This is a genomic window from Actinomadura chibensis NBRC 106107 (genome assembly GCF_001552135.1).
Taxonomy (GTDB): Bacteria; Actinomycetota; Actinomycetes; order Streptosporangiales; family Streptosporangiaceae; genus Spirillospora; species Spirillospora chibensis.
Map to the genome: position 1 here is coordinate 59,935 of NZ_BCQP01000022.1, position 19,279 is coordinate 79,213.

Annotated in this window: 15 protein-coding genes; 7 read left to right on the forward strand and 8 right to left on the reverse strand. The window is 74.3% G+C overall.

Annotated elements, in window-relative coordinates; translation table 11 throughout:
• Nucleotides 1-92: 92 nt before the first annotated feature.
• Complete coding sequence (gene mtnA / locus ACH01S_RS13715; RefSeq protein WP_067890385.1) at nt 93-1,130, forward strand: S-methyl-5-thioribose-1-phosphate isomerase; 1,038 nt, start codon at nt 93-95, stop codon at nt 1,128-1,130.
• Here mtnA and ACH01S_RS13720 read toward each other — a convergent pair.
• Nucleotides 1,127-3,253: a M28 family peptidase gene (locus tag ACH01S_RS13720; RefSeq protein ID WP_218010245.1), complete on the reverse strand. Its 2,127-nt coding sequence runs from the start codon at nt 3,251-3,253 to the stop codon at nt 1,127-1,129. The genes mtnA and ACH01S_RS13720 overlap by 4 nt on opposite strands.
• Before the next feature lie 122 nt (nt 3,254-3,375).
• On the opposite strand from ACH01S_RS13720, the gene recD2 reads away from it, so the two are divergent.
• Complete coding sequence (gene recD2, locus ACH01S_RS13725; RefSeq protein WP_246237241.1) at nt 3,376-5,610, forward strand: SF1B family DNA helicase RecD2; 2,235 nt, start codon at nt 3,376-3,378, stop codon at nt 5,608-5,610.
• Nucleotides 5,611-5,673: 63 nt separating this feature from the next.
• Nucleotides 5,674-6,396: a polysaccharide deacetylase family protein gene (locus tag ACH01S_RS13730; protein WP_067890399.1), complete on the forward strand. Its 723-nt coding sequence runs from the start codon at nt 5,674-5,676 to the stop codon at nt 6,394-6,396.
• On the opposite strand, the gene ACH01S_RS13735 is transcribed toward ACH01S_RS13730, so the two are convergent.
• The gene (locus tag ACH01S_RS13735) at nt 6,386-7,912 is read right to left on the reverse strand and encodes a peptide ABC transporter substrate-binding protein (protein ID WP_067890402.1); all 1,527 of its coding nucleotides are present in this window, start codon (nt 7,910-7,912) and stop codon (nt 6,386-6,388) included. The genes ACH01S_RS13730 and ACH01S_RS13735 overlap by 11 nt on opposite strands.
• Before the next feature lie 169 nt (nt 7,913-8,081).
• On the opposite strand from ACH01S_RS13735, the gene ACH01S_RS13740 reads away from it, so the two are divergent.
• Nucleotides 8,082-9,542, forward strand: a complete 1,461-nt coding sequence (locus ACH01S_RS13740) for an LVIVD repeat-containing protein (RefSeq protein ID WP_067890405.1) — start codon at nt 8,082-8,084, stop codon at nt 9,540-9,542.
• 70 nt (nt 9,543-9,612) lie between these two features.
• Here the strand turns inward: ACH01S_RS13740 and ACH01S_RS13745 are convergent, their stop codons facing one another.
• Together ACH01S_RS13745 and ACH01S_RS13750 are read right to left on the reverse strand one after the other, a co-directional pair.
• Nucleotides 9,613-10,953, reverse strand: coding sequence for an FUSC family protein (locus tag ACH01S_RS13745; protein ID WP_148344838.1), 1,341 nt, complete (start codon nt 10,951-10,953; stop codon nt 9,613-9,615).
• A gap of 70 nt (nt 10,954-11,023) precedes the next feature.
• A complete protein-coding gene (locus ACH01S_RS13750; RefSeq protein ID WP_067890408.1) occupies nt 11,024-11,557 on the reverse strand; it encodes a CGNR zinc finger domain-containing protein in 534 nt (177 codons plus the stop codon).
• Nucleotides 11,558-11,666: 109 nt separating this feature from the next.
• Between ACH01S_RS13750 and ACH01S_RS13755 the strand changes: the two genes are divergently transcribed.
• Nucleotides 11,667-11,870 carry a hypothetical protein gene (locus ACH01S_RS13755; protein ID WP_067890411.1) on the forward strand — a complete coding sequence of 68 codons (204 nt, stop codon included), beginning with the start codon at nt 11,667-11,669 and terminating at the stop codon, nt 11,868-11,870.
• A 9-nt stretch (nt 11,871-11,879) separates the two neighbouring features.
• Here ACH01S_RS13755 and ACH01S_RS13760 read toward each other — a convergent pair whose 3' ends face one another.
• Nucleotides 11,880-13,301, reverse strand: a complete 1,422-nt coding sequence (locus tag ACH01S_RS13760; RefSeq protein WP_218010246.1) for a type I glutamate--ammonia ligase — start codon at nt 13,299-13,301, stop codon at nt 11,880-11,882.
• Nucleotides 13,302-13,411: 110 nt separating this feature from the next.
• On the opposite strand from ACH01S_RS13760, the gene ACH01S_RS13765 reads away from it, so the two are divergent.
• Together ACH01S_RS13765 and ACH01S_RS13770 are read left to right on the forward strand one after the other, a co-directional pair.
• Complete coding sequence (locus tag ACH01S_RS13765; RefSeq protein WP_067890414.1) at nt 13,412-14,512, forward strand: amidohydrolase family protein; 1,101 nt, start codon at nt 13,412-13,414, stop codon at nt 14,510-14,512.
• A gap of 19 nt (nt 14,513-14,531) precedes the next feature.
• A complete protein-coding gene (locus ACH01S_RS13770) occupies nt 14,532-15,920 on the forward strand; it encodes an FAD-dependent oxidoreductase (RefSeq protein WP_067890416.1) in 1,389 nt (462 codons plus the stop codon).
• On the opposite strand, the gene ACH01S_RS13775 is transcribed toward ACH01S_RS13770, so the two are convergent.
• The 3 genes from ACH01S_RS13775 to ACH01S_RS13785 are packed head-to-tail and all read right to left on the reverse strand — an operon-like array spanning nt 15,917 to nt 19,278.
• A complete protein-coding gene (locus tag ACH01S_RS13775; RefSeq protein WP_067890419.1) occupies nt 15,917-17,176 on the reverse strand; it encodes a tetratricopeptide repeat protein in 1,260 nt (419 codons plus the stop codon). The two genes, ACH01S_RS13770 and ACH01S_RS13775, sit on opposite strands and share 4 nt — an antisense overlap.
• 34 nt (nt 17,177-17,210) lie before the next feature.
• Nucleotides 17,211-18,332, reverse strand: a complete 1,122-nt coding sequence (locus ACH01S_RS13780) for a cystathionine gamma-lyase (RefSeq protein ID WP_067890422.1) — start codon at nt 18,330-18,332, stop codon at nt 17,211-17,213.
• Between the two features lie 46 nt (nt 18,333-18,378).
• Nucleotides 18,379-19,278 (reverse strand): tetratricopeptide repeat protein, encoded by a 900-nt coding sequence (locus tag ACH01S_RS13785; RefSeq protein WP_067890425.1) that lies wholly within the window; start codon nt 19,276-19,278, stop codon nt 18,379-18,381.
• Between the last annotated feature and the right edge of the window lies 1 nt (nt 19,279).

Sequence of the window (19,279 nt, forward strand, 5' to 3'; positions counted from 1 at the left end):
GCAGGTCACGCGGTGGAGTGGAAGGCGGCGCAAAGCCCGATGCCATCGGGCTTTGCGGACTCGCGGGACATTCCGCCGGGCATCATGGAGGCATGACGACCGATGTGCGGACCATCGAGTGGACCGGCGACGCGCTCCGCCTGCTCGACCAGACCGTCCTGCCGGGCCGGGTGGAGTACCTGACCGTCCGGGACGTGGACGCGCTCGTCGGCGCGATCCGGCGGCTGGCCGTCCGGGGCGCGCCCGCGCTCGGCGTGGCGGGCGCGTTCGGCGTCGCGCTCGCGGTCCGGCAGGCCGCCCGGGAGGGCTGGGACGACGCCCGCCGCGACGCCGCGATCGCCCGCGTCCGCACGGCCCGCCCGACGGCGGTGAACCTCGCCGCCGGGGTCGACCGCGTCCTGCCGTTCGTCGCGAAGGGGGCGGACGCGGTCGCGGCGGAGGCGCAGGCCGTCCTGGACGAGGACGTCCGCGGCAACCGCGCCATCGGCGTCCTCGGCGCGGACTGGATCCTCGCCCGGACGGGCGGCGACCGGCCGCTGCGCGTCCTCACGCACTGCAACGCCGGGGCCCTCGCCACGGCCGGGTGGGGGACGGCGCTCGGCGTCGTCCGGGAACTGCACGGGCGGAGCCGCGTCGACACCGTCTACGCCGACGAGACGCGCCCCCTCCTCCAGGGCTCCCGGCTCACCGCGTGGGAACTGCGCCAGGCCGGGATCCCGTGCGTCGTGCAGGCGGACGCGGCGGCGCCGAGCACGATCCTGCGCGGCCTCGTCGACGTCGCGGTCATCGGCGCCGACCGCGTCGCCGCCAACGGCGACACCGCCAACAAGATCGGCTCACTGGGCGTCGCGCTGGCCTGCCGGGCCGCCGGGATCCCGTTCGTCGTCGCCGCGCCGTGGAGCACCGTCGACCTGGCCCTCCCGGACGGGACGGGCGTCCCGATCGAGGAGCGTCCGGCCGAGGAGATCCTCGCCTGGAACGGCGCGCCGACCGCCCCGGACGGGGTGGAGGCGTTCAACCCCGCGTTCGACGTGACGCCCGCCCGTCTCGTGACCGCGCTGGTCACCGAGACGGGCGTGCTGGAGGTGTCGTCCGGCGACACCCCCCGTCACGTCAGGAGCGGCGCCTAGGAGCCGAGCGTGCGGGTGGCCGCGCGCAGGCTCTCGTAGAGCAGCCCCTCGTACTTCTTCGCGGTCGGGACGTCCTTGTCGACGAACAGCGCGTCGTACAGCGCGGGCAGCCGCTGCGTCGCGTAGCCGGTGTCGATGCCGGGCGCGTAGATCTGGTGCCTGTACCAGGGGCGCCCGGGCAGGCCCGCGTCGGTCAGCAGGTCGCGCTCGGCCTGCATCAGCCTGGCGTTCAGGCCGCGGAACGCGGCCGTGTCGCCCTTGCGGAGCGCCTCGTCCGCGCGCGCCTGGAGGGCCCGCGCGGCGTCCTCCCACTTCTTCGCCTGCGCGACGCCGCGGGACACGTCCACGACGACCGACCCGAGCCGCTTGCGCTGCTCGTCGGCGAAGTCGGCGAGGTAGGTCGCCGTCTCCGCCGCGTAGGGGCGGTACCCGAGCTGGACCACGTCCGCGTTGGCCAGCCGCAGCGTCGTGATGCCGACCAGCCGCGACATCGCCGCGTGGTACTCCCAGGTCGGGTCGCCGAAGTGCGACATCCAGTAGAAGTCGTCGCAGGAGCAGTGGTACTGGCCGGAGCTCCCCGTCGAGGACGCGCTCAGGTCGAGGGCGGGCACGCCGTACCGCTGGAAGAACGCCTGGAAGTCGGAGCCGCCGCCGATGCGCCCGATCGGCGTCTTCCCGTTGTTCTGCGCCTTCCACGCGTCGTAGAGGGTGCCGTCCGTGCCGGGCCAGCGCACCTCCTTGGTCGCGTCGATGACGGACTGGTCGAGCGCGGGCGTCGTCGCCGGGCCGAAGTTCGAGCCCCCGGCGCCGTCCATGTTCACGTAGGCGACGGCGTTGCGGAGCCGACCGGCCTGCTGCTCGGCGTACTCGGTGGAGCCGAACAGGCCGTACTCCTCACCGTCCCAGGTCGCGAGGACGATGGTGCGCTTGGGCCGCCAGCCCTTCTTCAGGAGCGCGCCGAGGCCGCGTCCGATCTGCAGGACGTTCTCCGCCCCGGACAGGTTGTCGCTGCTCCCGTACGCCCACGAGTCGTGGTGCCCGCCGAGAATGACCTCCTGCTCGGGGTGCTCGCTGCCGGGAATGCGGACGGTCACGTCCCACAGCGGACGCACCTGGAACTCGTTCTCCAGGTTCAGGTGGACCTTCGTCCCGCCCGGCCCGAACCGGTACGCGAACGGCAGGCCGCCCTGCCATTCCTTCGGCGCCTCCGCGCCCTTCAGCGCGCGCAGCAGCGGTTCGGCGGCGCCGTAGGAGATCGGCGTCGTCGGGATGAGGCCCTTCGTCATCGGGGCCTTCGACGCCGGAACGCGTTTCGCGCCCTTCACCGACGGCCAGCCGGGCGTCTGCGGGTCGCCCGCGGCGAGCTGGATCTGCGCGATGCTGCCGCGCTGGATGCCGTCCGAAGGCCGCCACGGGCCCTCCGGGTACACCTTTCCCCTGGTGAACCCGTCGTCGGCGGGGTCGGAGTAGATGAGCACGCCCTTCGCGCCGTGCCGCGCCGCCTCGCGCGGCTTGATGCCGCGGAACGTCGCGCCGTACCGGATCAGCGCGATCTTCCCCTTGACGGAGACGCCCTTCTCCTCAAGGAGCGCGAAATCCTGCGGGCGGCCGTAATTGGCGTACACGACTTCGCCCCGGACGTCCCCGGACGGCGACATGCCGTTGTGGCCGGGAATGACGTCGTCGAAATGCTTCTGCCAGGGGCGCTTCTTCTCCTTCACCGGCAGCGACAGCCGCTCCGGCGCGGTCATCTCGACCTGGACGCGCTTCGGCATCGAGAGATAGGCGTAATAGGTCTTGATCTCGGGCTTGAGCCCGTAGGACCGGAAGTGCTTGACGATGCGCTGCACGCGCCGCCAGTCACCGGTCGTCGTGGTGAGCCCCGGCTCCGCCGACAGCTCGGCGTCGAGATCGCGGGCCACCGCGGGCGAGGGGACGGCGGCGAACGCCTTCTCGTACTGCCGCTGCCATTTCGCTCCGGCCGCGGTGAAACCGGGGATTGGATCGTTCCCACCCGGTGGGGCGGACGGCGCGGCGGCGGCGGGGAGCGCGGACAGGGCGAGGGTCAGGGACACGGCCGAGGCGGCCAGCGCCGCCAGGGCCGGGGTGCGGGAGCGGAGCACCAGGGATACCTCCGGGTCGCTCGGTACGGGTGCGCCCGGAACGTACGTCGCGCCCGGCCCAAGATCTAGATCACCTGCCGGATCCGGCCATCCTGTCGGCCCGATCGGTCATCATGGTGATCGTGCCGACCTCGCCGCCGCCCGCCGCCACGCCGCGTCCGGCGGAGCTTGACGCGGTCTTGGAGAGGATCACATACGCCAACGAGGACACCGGCTACACCGTGGCGCGCGTCGCGACCGCCAAGACCGGGAGCGACCTGCTGACCGTCGTCGGGGCGCTGCTCGGCGCGCAGGTCGGGGAGAGCCTGCGGCTCGTCGGCCGGTGGCGCTCGCACCCGAAGTACGGGCGGCAGTTCGAGGTCGAGTCGTACACGACCGTCCTGCCGGCGACGATCCAGGGCATCCGCCGCTACCTCGGCTCCGGCATGATCAAGGGGATCGGCCCGGTGATGGCCGACCGGATGGTCGGCCATTTCGGCACCGACATCCTGCGCGTCATCGAGGAGGAGCCGGAGCGGCTCGTCGAGGTCCCCGGCCTCGGCCCCAAGCGGACGAAGCGCATCGGCGAGGCGTGGGAGGAGCAGAAGGCCATCAAGGAGGTGATGGTCTTCCTCCAGGGCGTCGGGGTGTCGACGTCCCTGGCCGTCCGCATCTACAAGCAGTACGGGGACGCGTCGATCGAGACCGTCCGCAAGGAGCCGTACCGGCTCGCGTCGGACGTGTGGGGCATCGGGTTCAAGACCGCCGACACGATCGCGCAGGCCGTCGGCATCCCGCACGACAGCCCGGAGCGGATCAAGGCGGGCCTCCAGTACACGCTGTCCGAGGCGGCCGACGACGGGCACTGCTTCCTGCCGGAGCCGAACCTCGTCACGGCGGCGGAGAAGATCCTCGGCGTCGCGCGGGAGCTGATCGTCCCGGCGCTGGACGAGCTGGCCCGCGACGAGGGCGTCGTCCGCGAGCCCATCCCCGGCGACGGGGACGACGCCGCGACGATCCCGGCCGTGTACCTCGTCCCGTTCCACCGCGCGGAGCGGTCCCTCGCGCGCGGCCTGCTCGACCTCCTCCACGCGAAGGACGACCGGCTCAAGGCGTTCGCCGACGTCGACTGGGGCCGCGCGCTGCCGTGGCTGAGGAAGCGCACCGGGCAGGAGCTCGCGCCCGAGCAGGAGGAGGCCGTCAGGCTGGCGCTGACGTCCAAGGTCGCGGTGCTGACCGGCGGGCCGGGCTGCGGCAAGAGCTTCACCGTCCGGTCGGTGGTCGAGCTGGCCGCCGCGAAGCACGCGAAGATCGTCCTGGTGGCGCCGACCGGGCGGGCCGCCAAGCGGCTCGCCGAGCTGACCGGGCACGAGGCGGCGACCGTCCACCGGCTGCTCCAGCTCCAGCCCGGCGGCGACCCGAAGTTCGACCAGGACCACCCGCTCGACGCCGACCTCGTCGTGGTGGACGAGAGCTCCATGGTCGACCTGATCCTCGCGAACAAGCTGGTGAAGGCGGTCCCGCGCGGCGCGCACCTGCTGCTCGTCGGGGACGTCGACCAGCTCCCGTCCGTCGGCGCGGGCGAGGTGCTCGCCGACCTGCTCGGCGCGGAGCCGATCCCGCGCGTCCGGCTGACGAAGGTGTTCCGGCAGGCGCAGCGGTCCGGGATCGTCGTGAACGCGCACCGCGTCAACTCCGGCGAGCATCCGCGCACGACGGGCTTCCCCGACTTCTTCCTGTTCCCGTGCGAGGAGCAGGACGAGGCCGCCGAGCTGACCGTGGACGTCGTCGCGAACCGCATCCCGCGCAGGTTCGGCCTCGACCCGCGCCGCGACGTCCAGGTCCTCGCGCCCATGCACCGGGGCGCGGCCGGGGCGGGCGCGCTGAACGCCCTGCTTCAGGAGGCGCTGACCCCGCACGACGACGCGCGCCCCGAACGCCGCTACGGCGGCCGCGTCTTCCGCGTCGGCGACAAGGTCACCCAGCTCCGCAACAACTACGACAAGGGCGAGGCGGGCGTCTTCAACGGGACGGTCGGCGTCGTGACGTCGGTGTCCCTGGAGGAGCAGTCGCTGACCGTCCTCACCGACGAGGACGAGAGCGTCGACTACGCCTTCGACGAACTGGACGAGCTGGCCCACGCCTACGCCATCACCATCCACCGGTCGCAGGGCAGCGAGTACCCGGCGGTCGTCGTCCCGCTGACGACCGGGGCGTGGATGATGCTGCGCCGCAACCTCCTCTACACCGGGATCACGCGGGCCAAGAAGCTGGTCGTGCTGGTGGGGTCGCGGCGGGCGCTCGCCGCCGCCGTCCGCACGGCGGGCGCGGGACGCCGCCACACCGCCCTCGCCCACCGCCTGTCGCGCCCGGCGTAGCGTCCGCCGCGAATGCCGAATTCCCGGTATTGACAGTTCAGTGATCATTTTCAGAATGAGGAGATGATCACTAAAGCTCCCTCCCGCCGGGCCCGGCTGGCCGCCGCCGTGCTCGGGACCGCCGTCGCCGTGTCCGTCGCGGTGTCCGGCGCGACCGGGTTCGCCGCCGCCCCGCCCGCCTCCCACCGCTGTACCGGCGGTTTCGTGGGCCTGACCTACGACGACGGGCCGACGACGGGGTTCACCGCGACCCTGCTGTCGACGCTGCGGAAGAACGGCCTCCAGGCCACGCTGTTCAATATCGGGCAGCACGCGCAGAACAATCCGTCGCTGGTCAGGGCGGAGAAGAAGGCCGGAATGCCGATCGGCAACCACAGTTGGACGCATCCGCACCTCACCCAGATGACGCAGGACGAAATGCTGTCGGAACTGCGACGCACGCAGGAGGCCGTCAAGCAGATCACCGGCAGGGCGCCGAGACTCTTCCGCCCCCCGTACGGCGAGACCAACGAGACGTTGAAGGCGGTCGAGCGGCAGCTCGGCCTCACCGAGGTCATCTGGGACGTCGACACCCAGGACTGGAACGGCGCGACCGCCGAGCAGATCGTCGAGCGGGCGGGCACGCTCCAGGACGGGCAGATCATCCTCATGCACGACGGCTATCCGGCGACGATCGAAGCCATTCCGGGGATCGCCGCGAACCTCAGGAGCCGCGGCATGTGCGCCGTCCCGCTGTCGCCGAGGACCGGGCGGCCCGGCCCGCCGGAGCCGCCGGTCAGTCCTTGACGCGGAGGGCGGCGAGGCGGAGGCCGGTGAACGCGTCGGCGGTGACGCCGCGGACCCGCTCGCTCCACACGAGGTGGTCGTGCCGCGACCACAGCGGGATCGCGGGCATGTCGCGCAGCATCGCGCTCTCCGCGAGGCGGGCGGAGATCACGCCGTCCTCCGGGGCGGCGGCCCGCTCCGCGTCGCGGACGAGGTCGGCGGTGTAGCCGTCGTCGAAGCCCGTCCCGGCGTCCAGCAGCGGGGTCAGGGCGGCGACGGGCGCCGGGTAGGCGGCGGTCGTGTGGACGGCGAACGGCCCGTCCACCCGCTTGTCGTCCAGGGCCTCGCGGAGGTCGGGGACGGGGTGCGGGCGCGCGTCGAGCTTCAGCTCGGCGCGGAGCCGGTCCGCGACCGCCTTCACCCACGCGTCGTCGCCCCGGCCCGCCTCGTACCAGAGGTTCAGCGGCCCGGTCGGCCCGCCCGCGTCGGCGAGCGCGGCGACGGCGGCGTCCGAGTCGTGCACGCAGAGCCGGCACTGCCCGTCGCGGTGGCCGGGACGGATGCCGGGCGCGACGAGCGAGTCGGCGGGGGAGTACTGGCGGCCGAGCGGCCCGTCCGTCACGGCGGCCCGGTCGATCGCCATCGACAGCGCGTGCCGCAGGTTCGGCGACCCGAGCCGCCGCTCCCACTCGGGGAACGCCAGGTAGGTGACGTCGCGTCCGGGCACGACGCGGTGCCGGTCGCCGAAGTCGGCCTCCATCGACTCGTGGCGGTCCGACGGCACCTGCGTCGCGACGTCCAGGTCGCCGGACTCGGCGGCGGCGTACTGCGCGGCCGCGTCGGGCATCGCCTTCACGACGACGGACCGCCCGCCCCCGCGCGGCGCGAGGACGACCTCCCGCGCCGTCCGCGAAGCGACGCGGAACGGGCCGTTGCCGACCGGGGCGCGCCCGTACGACGCCCAGTCCCGCGACGCGAGCACGCGCTCCGGCAGCGGGAAGAACGCCGGGTCGCCGAGCAGCGCCGGGAACCCGCCGAGCGGGCGGTCGAGCGTGACGCGGAACGTCCGGTCGTCCTCGACCTTCAGGCCGGGCACCGCCGCCGCCCCCGTCCGCGCGCCCTTCACGCGGGCGACGTCGGTGAACAGCCGGGACCCGGCCCAGCCCTCGCGCAGGACGGCCGTCCACGCCCCGGTGAAGGAGCGGGACGTGACCGGCGTCCCGTCCTGGAACGTCGCGCCGGGCCGCAGCCGGACCGTCCAGACCTTCCGGTCCGGCGTGGTGACGGACTCGGCGGCGGCGTTCACGGGCGCGCCGGTCGCCGGGTCGTAGCCGACGAGGCCCGTCCACACCGCGTTCGCGATCATCCGGCCGGTGCCGTCGCGGACGTCGCCGGGCAGCAGCGTCGCCGGGGCGGGCGCGCCGACCGAGATCCGCGGGTCGGCGTCGCCGCTCCACGCCTGGAACGCGGCGACCGGCGCGAGCAGGACCGCCACGGCCCCGGTGACCAGGGCCGCGGTGCGCGTGGAGCTCTTCAACTGCCCCTCCCGGGAGCCGAGCGGTCGACCTCCGGGGAGAGTAGATCAGCTCGACAGGTCCCACCAGTCCTTACGCTCCTGAGTCCATTTCGTGACCCGGCGTCCTGTTGATCAGCACCGGCGGCGCGGTCACACTGGCGCACGAAGATCCTTTTCCCTGGAGGGTGCGATGTTCCCCCGCACATCCGGTCCCGTCAGACGGCTGCTCCACGGTGGCGGCGCGGTCGCGGCGTCCCTGACCCTGATGGCGGGCGCCGCCTGGGCGTGCCCGCCCGAGCCCGAGAACGCCCAGTCCAAGCAGGCGTCCACGCAGGCGGACGGGGGCGAGGGCACGAGCGGCGGCCCGCACTCCGGGCACTACCGCCGCGCGGCCCCCGCCAAGACCGAGTCGGAGGCGATCAAGGGCGTCCGGCGGGTGGGCGGCGTGCCCGACGCCAAGGGCGCCATCTCGCTGATGTTCATCGACTACGGGCACGGCCGGCACAAGCGGACGATCATGTACGCGACCGGGCAGTTCGGCCTGAAGGCCTACGACGTCAGCGCCGACCCCCGCGTCCCGAAGCTGGTCGGGCAGCTCAACATGCCGGGCATGTGGGAGACCGAGGACACCGACTTCGACCCCAAGCGCAAGATCATCTACCTGTCCCGGGACCCGCGCGCGTTCGGCGGCAACACCCGGACCGGCGAGTCCGGCATCTACGTCGTGGACGCGTCCAAGCCGGAGAGCCTGAAGCAGATCACCTACGTCAAGGTCCCGGCCGGGCACACCACCACCTGCGTCAACGACTGCCGGTACCTGTGGACGGGCGGCCCCGCCAAGGCCGACTGGATGCCCGCCGACTGGGGCGGCCGCCCCGTCTGGGTCACCGACGTCCGGAACCCGGCCAAGCCGAAGGTGTTCGCGGACCCGATCGACACCGGCCGCAACGACGGCAAGACCGACTACACGCACGACATCCAGGTCGACTCCGAAGGCGTCGCGTGGGCGTCCGGGCGCGGCGGCGTGCGCGGCTACTACACGCAGGGCCGGCACTACGACCCGCTGGCGAAGCGGTGGCGCACGGCGTCGGCGCACGACCCCGTCCCGTACGCGGGCGGCGGCCTGGACGAGGCCACCACCAACTCCACGTTCATGCACAACAGCTACCGCGCGGTCGGGCGCACCCGCGACCAGGCCGCCGACCCGCGCAGGTGGGGCGACGGCAAGCTGCTGTACATCACCGAGGAGACGTTCAACGCCGGCTGCGCCGACGACGGGCTCCTCGTCATCGCGTCGCTGAAGGGCTCCTACAACGGCGAGGGCTGGCGGTCCACGCCGCAGGACCCGTTCCGCCTGCGCACCGTCGCCACGTGGGGCGTCGCCGGCAAGGAGGGCACCGACGACAGCGGCGACGAGCGGAGCAAGGACTGCTCGGCGCACTACTTCGACGTCCGCGACGGGATCATCGTCCAGTCGTACTACGCGCAGGGCACCCGCTTCCTGGACGTCCGGGACCCGACGAACCCGCGCCAGGTCGCCTACTACCGGCCCGCGGACGCCGAGTCCTGGCAGCCGTACTGGCACGGCCGGTACGTCTACGTCGCCGACAACACGCGCGGCGTGGACGTCCTGGAGCCGACCTTCCGCTGACCGACCAACGCACCACCCCCCCGCAGAGGCCCGTCTTCCCCCCAGGACGGGCCTCTGCCCCTGTCCATGACTACGGCCGGTGGTAGGGGCCGCCGGACTCGCGGGCGTGCCGCTCGGCCGCGTCCACGGCGGACTCGGCGGCCGACCGGGCGGCCCGCCGCAACTGGTCCCCGGCCCGCTGCACGGCGCGGACGGGCCGCGCCGGCAGGTGCCGGGACGCGCCCCGGCTGCGCCGCCAGTGCTCGCGGGCGCGGGCCCGGTGCTCGACGCGCAGGTTCTCGATGAGCCGGTCGATGTCCATGGACACCTCGCCGTACAGCGGCCACAGGTCCCCGGACGCGGCCCGGTCGTGCAGCCGCCGGGCGAGCCGGGCGCGGCGCTCGCGCGCCACGTCCACGCGGACCTCAAGGTCGTGCTCGGCGCGGAACGGGCGGGCGTCGCGGGCGAGGTCGGAGCGGGCCAGCCGCCCGTAGGCGGAGATGCTGGCGGCGATCCCGGCGAGCGCGTCGCCGAGTTCGGCGCGCAGCGTCGGGTCGGTCATCAGCCGGCCGCGCGGGCCGAGCCGCTCGTCGTCGGCGAGCGACCGGGTGAGGCCGCGCAGCGACAGCGTGAAGTGCTCCATCGTCTCCATCGCGTTGCGCAGCGCGACCCCGGCGTCGATGAGCCGCCGCGCCTGCGTCCGCGGGTTCAGCCGGACGCTCTCCTCCGCCGCGCCGAGCTCCCGGTCGGTGCGGCCGATCTCGCGGGACAGCCGCTCGGCCTTCTCCTGCCAGCCCGCCGCCTCGCGCTCGCGCGGCTCGCCGCGCAGGCCGTCCGCGATCTCGGCGACCAGCTCGCGGAGCCGCTCGGCGACGTCCTGCACGGCCTCCTCGGCGGGACGCACCCGCACCGACGGCGCGAGCAGCGTCGCCGCGAGCCCGGTCGCCGCGCCGAGCAGCGTCTCCAGGACGCGCTCGGCCGCGCCGCTCTCGCTGGCCGAGCCCAGCGCGAAGATCAGCATCGCGGAGATCGGCACCTCCAGCACGTGCTCGCCGAGCCGCAGCAGGTGCCCGATGACGAGCGCGGCGAGGATGGTGAGGCCGAGCGTCCACCAGGAGAACCCGATCGTGCTCGCCGCCATGACGGCGACCAGCACGCCCGAGGTGACGGCGGCGACCCGCAGGATGCCCGCCTTGATCGTCTGGTAGACGGAGAACTGGACGACGAGCAGCGCGGTCAGCGGCGCGAGCAGCGGTCGCGGCACGCCCGCCGGCAGCGCCGCGAGGGCCAGCACGTAGGCGAGGACGGCGGTGACCGTCAGCCGCGCGATGCGGAACCCGGCGGACCGCACCTCCGTCGCCACGCGCAGCGGCGACCGGCCCGGCCGGTCGGAACGGTCGGCACTGCTGCGCAGGAAGGGCATGTACGGCATGCCCTGTGTCTTTCCCGCGTGGCGGCGATATTCCGGCGAGATCGCGGGGAGATCGCGGCGGGGCCGTGGATCAGGTGCGGCGGCGGGCGCGGAAGGCGGCGACGTTCGTCCGGTTCGCGCAGGACTCGGAGCAGAAGCGGCGCCGTCCGGCCCGGGACGTGTCGGCGTACACGCGGTCGCAGCCGTCCGCCGCGCACACCCCGGTCCGGCCGAGGCCGTGCTCGACGATCAGCTCGGCGAGGTTCATCAGCGTCGTCGCGCGGAACCGGTGCGCGAGCCGCGACGACGGCGGGGCGTAGTGCATGTGCAGCCCGTGCGGCTCGTGGTCGGCGAGGTGCGGGTGCATGGGGATCTCCAGCATGAGCCGGTTCAGCATGGTCATCGCGTCCTCGACCCGGGCGGCCTCGAAGAACGGGCGCAGGGTGCGTCCCCAGTCGCGGAACTCGGCGGCGTCGGCGTCCTCGAACTCCTGCCAGAAGAACTCGTTGTCACGCAGGATGCGGCGCAGCGCGTCCGGCGAGTCGTCCCCGCCGGCGCTGGTGACGGCGTTGACCAGCGCGGCCGCCGCGGCCACTCCGTGGCTCTTGTATCCGGTGATCCGCATTGCCCCCGCCTTTACTGACATGACATGCTGTAAACGACATACTAGATATAACCATTACAGGCGCCCATGGCGAGCCCGCGGGCGCGACGCACTGCCCTGGGGATGCGCGGTGGACGAATGCCCACGCTGTGGCTGGCCGGAGTCGGAGGTGTACGACGTGCTGTCGCGGCACCTGACGTCCGAGGGCGTGGTGACCTACACCCGCTGCGCCTGCGGCGAGGTGCAGGTCCGCGTCCAGCCGTTCGCGCCGGGCGCCGTCGTCTCGCCGGGCCCCGCCGGCCCGTCCGGCCCGAACGGGCCGGACGCCTCGTAACGCCATCGGTTAGTGCCGCCACCGCGTCACGGCGGCGACCTCCTCGGGGGTCGCGCCGTCCAGCAGGTCGATCTCGCCCCGCCGGACGGCGGACACCGTGTCGGTCACGGCCTCGCCGAGCGCGTCCCGCAGCACGTCGTCGGCCTCGAACGCGGCGACCGCCTCCTTCAGCGACGCGGGCAGCGGCCGGATGCCGCGGTCCGCGCGCTCGGCCTCGGTCAGCCCGGCCGGGTCGCCCCCGACCGGCTCCGGCAGCCGCAGCTCCGCGCCGATGCCGTCGCGTCCGGCCGCGAGCAGCGCGGCCAGCAGCAGGTACGGGTTGGCGGCCGCGTCCACGCACTTGACCTCCAGGTTCGCCGCCACCTCCCGCTCGCCCTCCGCGCCGGTGACGAACCGCAGCGCCGCCTCCCGGTTCTCCAGCCCCCAGCACGCGAACGCGCCCGCCCAGTGCGACGGGACGAGCCGCAGGTAGCTCGCCACCGCCGGGGCCCCGACCGCGAGCAGCGCGGGCAGCCGGGCGAGGATCCCCGCCGCGAACGCCTCCCCGGCGGCCGTCATCCCGCACGGGCCGTCCCCGCCCGCCATCGCGTTCTCGGACGTGTCCTCCCGCCACAGGCTGAGGTGGACGTGCGCGCCGTTCCCGACCGAGTCGGCCTCCACCTTCGGGGAGAACGTGGCGGCGAGCCCGTGGCCCATCGACACCGCGCGGATCGTCTCGCGCACGAGGACGGCGGTGTCCGCCGCGCCGACCGGCCCCTCGGCGGCCACCGACACCTCGTACTGCCCGGGCGCGTACTCCGGGTGCAGCTGGACGACCTTGACGCCGGTCGCCTTCAGCGCGGTGAGGAGGTCGCGCAGGTACCCGGCCAGCTCGGTGACCCGCGTCATCCCGTACGCCGGGCCGCGGCAGGCGGGCGTGAAGCCGTCGCCGTCACCTTTGGACACGGCCCACTCGATCTCGAAGGCGGCCTTGACCGTCCAGCCCGCGGCGGCGAGGCGCTCGGTCTCGCGGCGCAGCAGCGCCCGCGTGTCGAGCGGGTGGACCGAGCCGTCCTGCGCGTACCGGAGCGCGGGCGCGTGCGCCCAGCCGGGCAGCGCCGCCAGCGTGACGAGCCGGTCCAGGTCCGGGTGGAGCCGCAGGTCGCCGGTCGGGCCGCCGATGTGCCGCCCGGAGGTGATCGAGTCGTCCAGCAGGAACACGTCGAACACCGGGGACATCCCGACGCCCCACGTCGCGGCGTGTTCGAGCCGCTCCACCGGGACGGTCTTCGTGCGCGTGATCCCGCTGACGTCCACCCAGGTGAGGGCGACGGCCACGATGTCCTCGCCGGCCAGCCGGCGCGCCGTCTCGGCGGCGCGGGCGCCGAGACGCGCGCGGGCGCGCGCGTCGAGCCGGTGCCCGACGGGGACGGTGTCAGGGATCTGTTCCACGTTGTTCGCTCCCGATCAGTGCTGGCTCCGGTAGGAGTGGGTGAGGACGCGGGCGCGGCCCGTAAGGGCATCGTAGGGAGCGGCCGCTCGTTTCAGGGAGGAGGCGGGCCGTGCTCGGGTATCTGGAGTCGCTGCCGCTGCTCGACCACCACTGCCACGGCGTGCTCGGCCGGGACGTCGGCCGCGCGGAGTTCGAGGCGCTGCTGACGGAGGCGGACACCGTCCCGCCCGGCGTCAGCCTGTTCGAAACGCAGGTCGGCTTCGCGCTGCGGCGCTGGTGCCCGCCCGTCCTCGGCCTGGACGCGCACGCCGCGCCGGACGACTACCTGGCCCGCCGCGCCGAGCTCGGCGCGGCGGAGGTGAACCGCCGCCTCCTGGAGGCCGCCGGGCTCGCCGCGCTGTGCGTGGACACCGGCTTCGCCCCCGAGGCGATCCTCGACCCGGTGGAGCTCGGCCGGCTCGCCGGGGCGCCCGCGCACGAGGTCGTCCGGCTGGAGGCGGTGGCGGAGGAGGTCGCGGCGGGCGGCGGGGACGCCGCGCGGTTCGCCGCCGACGTGCGCGCCCGGATCGACGCGCGGCCCGCGGGCGTCGTCGGCGCGAAGTCGATCGCCGCGTACCGGGCCGGGCTGGAGCTGGAGGGGGCGCGGCCGTCCGCCGCAGAGCTCGCCTCGGCGGCCGGACGGCTCATGCGGCAGAAGGAGCCGCGCGTCTGCGACGAGGTCCTGCACCGCTACCTCGTGTGGTGCGCGGTGGACGCGGGGCTGCCCGTCCAGTTCCACGTCGGGTACGGGGACGCCGACGCCGACCTGCGCCGCGGCGACCCGCTGCTGCTCGCCGGGCTGCTGCGCGCCATGGACCCCGTCCCCGCGCTGCTGCTGCACAACTACCCGTTCCACCGGAACGCCGGGTACCTGGCCCAGGTGCTCCCGAACGTCTACGTCGACGCGGGCCTCGCCACCCACAACCTCGGCCACCGCGCGCCCGCGCTCATCGCGGAACTCCTGGAGCTGGCCCCGTTCGGGAAGGTGCTTTACTCGTCTGACGCGTTCGGGCTGGCCGAGCTGTACTACCTGGGCGCGGTGCTGTTCAGGCGCGGCCTCGCCGCGTTCCTGGGCGACGGGGTCGCCGACGGGGCGTGGACGTCCGCGGACGCCGAGCGCGTCGCGGGGATGGTCGCGTCCGCGAACGCGCGCCGCGTCTACGGGATCTGAGAGGGGACGGGGGGACCGCATGGCGGGACGTGAGCGGCTGCTGGTCATCGGGGGCGACGCGGCGGGGATGAGCGCCGCGTCGCAGGCCCGCAGGCGGCGCGGCCCGGACGAGCTGGAGATCCTCGTCGTCGAGCGCGGGAACTACGCCTCCTACTCGGCCTGCGGCATCCCCTACTACGTCGGCGGCGACGTCGACGAGCTGGACAAGCTCATCGCCCGCACCCCGGCCGAGTTCCGCGACCGCGGCATCGACCTGCGGATCCGCGCGGAGGCCGTGGAGATCGACCTGGACGGCGGCCGGGTCCGCGTCCGCGACCTCGACGGCGGCGGCGAGCGCTGGGAGCCCTACGACGACCTGATGGTCGCGACCGGCGCGGTGCCGAAGCGGCCGAAGCTGCCCGGCGCGGACGCGAAGGGCGTCCACGGCGTGCAGATCCTGGACGACGGCGTCGCCGTCCGGCGCGCCCTCGAACGGGACGACCCGCGCCGCGCGGTCGTCGTGGGCGGCGGCTACATCGGCCTGGAGATGGCCGAGGCGATGGTGAAGCGCGGCCTGGAGGTGTCCATCGTGGACGCCGCCGACCAGCCGATGAGCACCCTCGACCCCGACATGGGCGCGCTCATCGCCGACGCGATCCGCGGCATCGGCGTCGACCTGCACCTCGGCGAGGGCGTCGAGGGGTTCGACACGGCGGCGGACGGGAGCGTCGCCGCCGTCCGCACGGCGGGCCGGACGCTGCCCGCCGACCTGGTCGTCCTCGGGCTGGGCGTGCGCCCGAACACCGGGCTGGCGCGGGCGGCCGGGATCGAGACCGGGCCGACCGGCGGGATCGTCACCGACCGGCGGATGCGCACCCGCTCCGACCGGGTCTGGGCGGCGGGCGACTGCGTGGAGACGCGGCACCTCGTGTCCGGCGGGCCGGTCGCGATCGCGCTCGGCACGCACGCGAACAAGCAGGGCCGGGTCGCCGGGATCAACCTCGGCGGCGGCTACGCGACGTTCCCCGGCGTGGTCGGCACCGCCGTGTCCAAGATCTGCCGGGTGGAGGTCGCGCGGACCGGGCTGAACGAGCGGGAGGCCGCCGCCGCCGGGTTCGACGCGCTGAGCGTGGCGGTCGAGTCGACGACCCGCGCCGGATACCACCCGGGCGCGACCGTGCTGACGACCAAGCTGATCGCCGAGCGCCGGACCGGGCGGCTGCTCGGCGCGCAGATCGTCGGCGAGGAGAACGCGGCCAAGCGCGTCGACGGCCTCGCCATCGCCCTGTGGAACGGCATGACGGTCGAGGAGATGACCGGCCTCGACCTCGGCTACGCGCCGCCGTTCGCGCCCGTCTGGGACCCCGTCCTGATCGCCGCGCGCAAGGCCGCCGACGCCGTCGAGGCCGACATGCGACGGAACGGCTAGGCGAAGCGGTTGCTCGGGACCGGGCCGGGGGAGCGGAGCCCGTCCCTGGGCCCGGCCAGCCACCGGTCCGCGACCGCGCGGACGAACCCGGCGAGCGCCTCGTCGGGGTCGGGCGGGGCGCCGTCGGCGGCGTCCTCGTCCGGTTCCGGGACGGCGCGGACGATCTCCTCCGCCAGCTCCTCGGCGGGCCGCCCGTCCGGCGGGACGGTCTCCGGCTCCCCGCCCGGCGACACCTGGAGCCGCTCGCCCCACGGCGACTTCGCGACCTGGTGCAGCAGGCCGCTGACGTCGGCGGTCACGGCCGGGGGATCGGTCCAGCAGGTGGCGCGCTCGAACAGGATCTGCCCCTCGGCGCGCTCCCACAGCCCGTCGAGGTCGGCGACCTCGTTGAGGTCGTAGGCGACGACGAGCGCGTCCGGGCGGGCCGGGTCGAACGGCTCGGCGGGCAGCCCGAGCAGCCGCGCCGCCGCCAGCCCGAGGACGCGGCTCGACCGGTCGGGCAGCAGGCCCACCGACGCCGGGCGCCGTCCCGCCGCCGCCAGGACGAGCCGCAGCCGCTCCAGCGCCCGCCGGCACTCCTCGAAGCCGTCGGAGGTGTAGGCGAACCGTCCCGTCATGCCGTCGTCGAACCCGTACGGGGAGATCGTGAGGAGGACGCCGCCGCCCAGCGTGAACTGCCAGCCGCGCAGATCCTTCCGGTCGAGCGGCCCGGCGGCGCGGGCCGCGCGGGCCCGGTCGAGCATCCGGGCGAGCCGGTCGCGGGCGGGCGCCCAGTCGGGGTCGTCCGGCGGCGGGACGCGCGCGGCCTCCCGCTCGGCGCGGTCGACGTCCCCGGCGAGCAGCGCGTTGTGGGCCAGCAGGTAGCGCGCGGGCCACGGGTCGAGCGCGTCCACCCGGGGCTCCAGCGCCTGGACGGCCTCGGCGTGCCGGTTCTCCCGCTCCAGCGCGGCGACCAGCTCCATCAGCAGGACGGGCTCGTCCGGGAGGTGGCCGATCGCCGCGCGCAGCGCCGGGATCGCGAGGAACGCGACGCCGCGCTCGATGCACGCGTAGCCGAAGTCGTACAGCTCCTGCGGGCCCTGCCGCGCCGCCATCGCCCCGGCCGCCGCGCGCAGGTCGTCGAACCCGAGCCGCTCGGCCGCGCCCGCCATGAGCCGGGCGATCTCCCCGAGGTCCATCGTCTCCGCGTTGAACCGCAGATGCCGGATCAGCCCAGCGATGTCGCCGTTCTCCAGAAGTGCCCGAGCGTCGGTCATGGGCGGCCACGTTACCGCCGCGGGCGCCCGCCGATCACGGCATTTTCCCCAGTGCGGCGTCGGCGGCGCGCAGGACGTCGGCGACCAGATCCTCGGTGTTCTCGATTCCGGCGGAGAAGCGGACGAAACCCGGTGGGACGGCGTCGCCGCCCCACCGTTCCCGCCGTTCCGCGGAACTGTGCACGCCGCCGAAACTGGTGGCCTGCATGACGAGGCGCAGCGCCCCGAGGAACGTCTCGGCGGCCGTTTCGTCCGGCAGCGCGAACGACAGGACGCCGCCGAACCGCCGCATCTGCCGGACGGCGGTCCCGTGCGACGGGTCGCCGGGCAGCCCCGGATAGCGGAGTCCGGAGATCCCGGGCCGTTCGCGCAGCGCCTCGGCGAGCGCGAGCGCGTTCGCGGCCTGCCGTTCCAGCCGCAGTTCCAGGGTCGCGAGCGACCGGTGCGCGAGCCACGCCTCCATCGGCCCCGGAATGGCGCCCACGGTTTTCCGCCACACCCGGATCTGCTCAGCCAATTCCTGATTCCGGGTGGCGACGTGGCCGAGAAGCAGGTCGCCGTGCCCGGTCATCGCCTTCGTGTCGCTCGCGACGGAGAGGTCGGCGCCGAGGTTCAGCGGCCGCTGGCCGAGCGGCGTCGCGAAGGTGTTGTCGACGGCCACGAGCGCGCCCGCGGCGTGCGCGGCCTCGGCGATCCGCGCGATGTCGCACACGTCGAGGTTCGGGTTGGACGGCGTCTCCAGCCACACCAGGCGCGCCCCGGCCAGCAGGCGGACCTGCGCCTCGCCCGCCGTGGGCGCCGTCCGGACGGTGACCCCGTACGACTCCAGCCGCTCCTTCAGCGCCCGCGTCGTGTGGTAGCAGTCGTCGGGCATGACGACGACGTCCCCGGCCCGCGCCTGCGACAGCAGCACGCTCGCGACGGCCGCCATCCCGGACGAGAACGCCACGGCCTCGGCGCCGCCTTCGAGCTCGCCGATGGCGCGTTCCAGGAGCGTCCAGGTCGGGTTGCCGTCGCGGCCGTAGGTGTAGGGGCCGGTCGCCTCCCCGGCCAGGTGGTAGTGGGCCGCGAACACCGGGCCGGGCAGCCCCGGCGCGTGGTTCTGCGGCGCGGGCCGTCCCGCGCCGACGGCCAGCGTCCCGTCCCCGACCCTCACACGCCGCCCCTTCCTCCAACCAGCAGGTCACCCCCAGTTTCGCAGGTCAGGACTCACGGAGTGAATCGGAGACGCCCCGTGCGAGGTCCGCCTCCTCGGTGCGGCCGAGGCGCTCCAGCGCGTACGCCTTGTTGTAGTAGTCGTTCCACGAGTCGAGGCCGTTGTCGATGGCGTAGTCGATGGCGGGGAGCGCCTCGGCGAAACGGCCGAGCTTCACGAGCGCCGCGCCCTTGATGCTGTGCGCGCTGGCCGCGTCGTAGGTGCTGCCGCCCCGGGTGCGGCCGGCGGCGATGAGGGCGAGGACGTGCTCGGCGGCCGCCAGCGCCTCCGCGTCGCGGTCCTCGTCGAGAACGAGGACGGCTCGGTTGAGGTGCGCGGCCGGGAAGCCGGGCTGGAGCGCGATCGTGCGGTCGTAGGCGTCGATCGCCTCGTCGACGTGCTCCATTCGCGCCAATGCCCCGGCCTTCTCGTAGAGCGCGGCCACGTCCGCCGGATTGTGCCGGAGCGCGTTGTCGAACGCGTCGAGCGCTTCGGCGTCCCGGCCGAGTCGGACGAGCGCGCCGCCCCGCCAGTAGTGCGCCGCCGCGTATTCGGGACGCAGCCGGACCGCCTCGCCGAGTTCGGCCAGCGCGTCCTCCGCCCGGTCGGATTCGACGAGTTCGACGCCGCGCCGGAGATGCTCCACCGCGGGCGGGCGCGGCCGTCCGCTGAGCTGTTCCAGCCGTTTCCCGGGCGCGAGCCGCCCGCCGCAGGACGCGCAGCGCGGCGCGCGGAACCGGGAGCCGGGCGCGTGGCAGCGGTCGCAGAAATAGTCGCCGCAGTCCTCGCAGATCATGAACTCGACCGCGAAGTTCTCCGGGTCGTTCAGCGCGACGGGATTGCCGCCGCGCGCCTTCGACACCGAGATGAGCCGCATGCACGCCCAGCCGGAGCATTTCAGGAGCATG

Excerpts from the sequence above, each read along its gene's own strand:
- ACH01S_RS13745 (WP_148344838.1), bottom strand. The coding sequence starts at position 10,953 with ATGCCGTACATGCCCTTCCTGCGCAGCAGTGCCGACCGTTCCGACCGG.
- ACH01S_RS13730 (WP_067890399.1), top strand. The coding sequence starts at position 5,674 with ATGATCACTAAAGCTCCCTCCCGCCGGGCCCGGCTGGCCGCCGCCGTG.
- mtnA (WP_067890385.1), top strand. The coding sequence starts at position 93 with ATGACGACCGATGTGCGGACCATCGAGTGGACCGGCGACGCGCTCCGC.
- ACH01S_RS13775 (WP_067890419.1), bottom strand. The coding sequence starts at position 17,176 with ATGACCGACGCTCGGGCACTTCTGGAGAACGGCGACATCGCTGGGCTG.
- ACH01S_RS13740 (WP_067890405.1), top strand. The coding sequence starts at position 8,082 with ATGTTCCCCCGCACATCCGGTCCCGTCAGACGGCTGCTCCACGGTGGC.
- ACH01S_RS13770 (WP_067890416.1), top strand. The coding sequence starts at position 14,532 with ATGGCGGGACGTGAGCGGCTGCTGGTCATCGGGGGCGACGCGGCGGGG.
- ACH01S_RS13785 (WP_067890425.1), bottom strand. The coding sequence starts at position 19,278 with ATGCTCCTGAAATGCTCCGGCTGGGCGTGCATGCGGCTCATCTCGGTG.
- ACH01S_RS13750 (WP_067890408.1), bottom strand. The coding sequence starts at position 11,557 with ATGCGGATCACCGGATACAAGAGCCACGGAGTGGCCGCGGCGGCCGCG.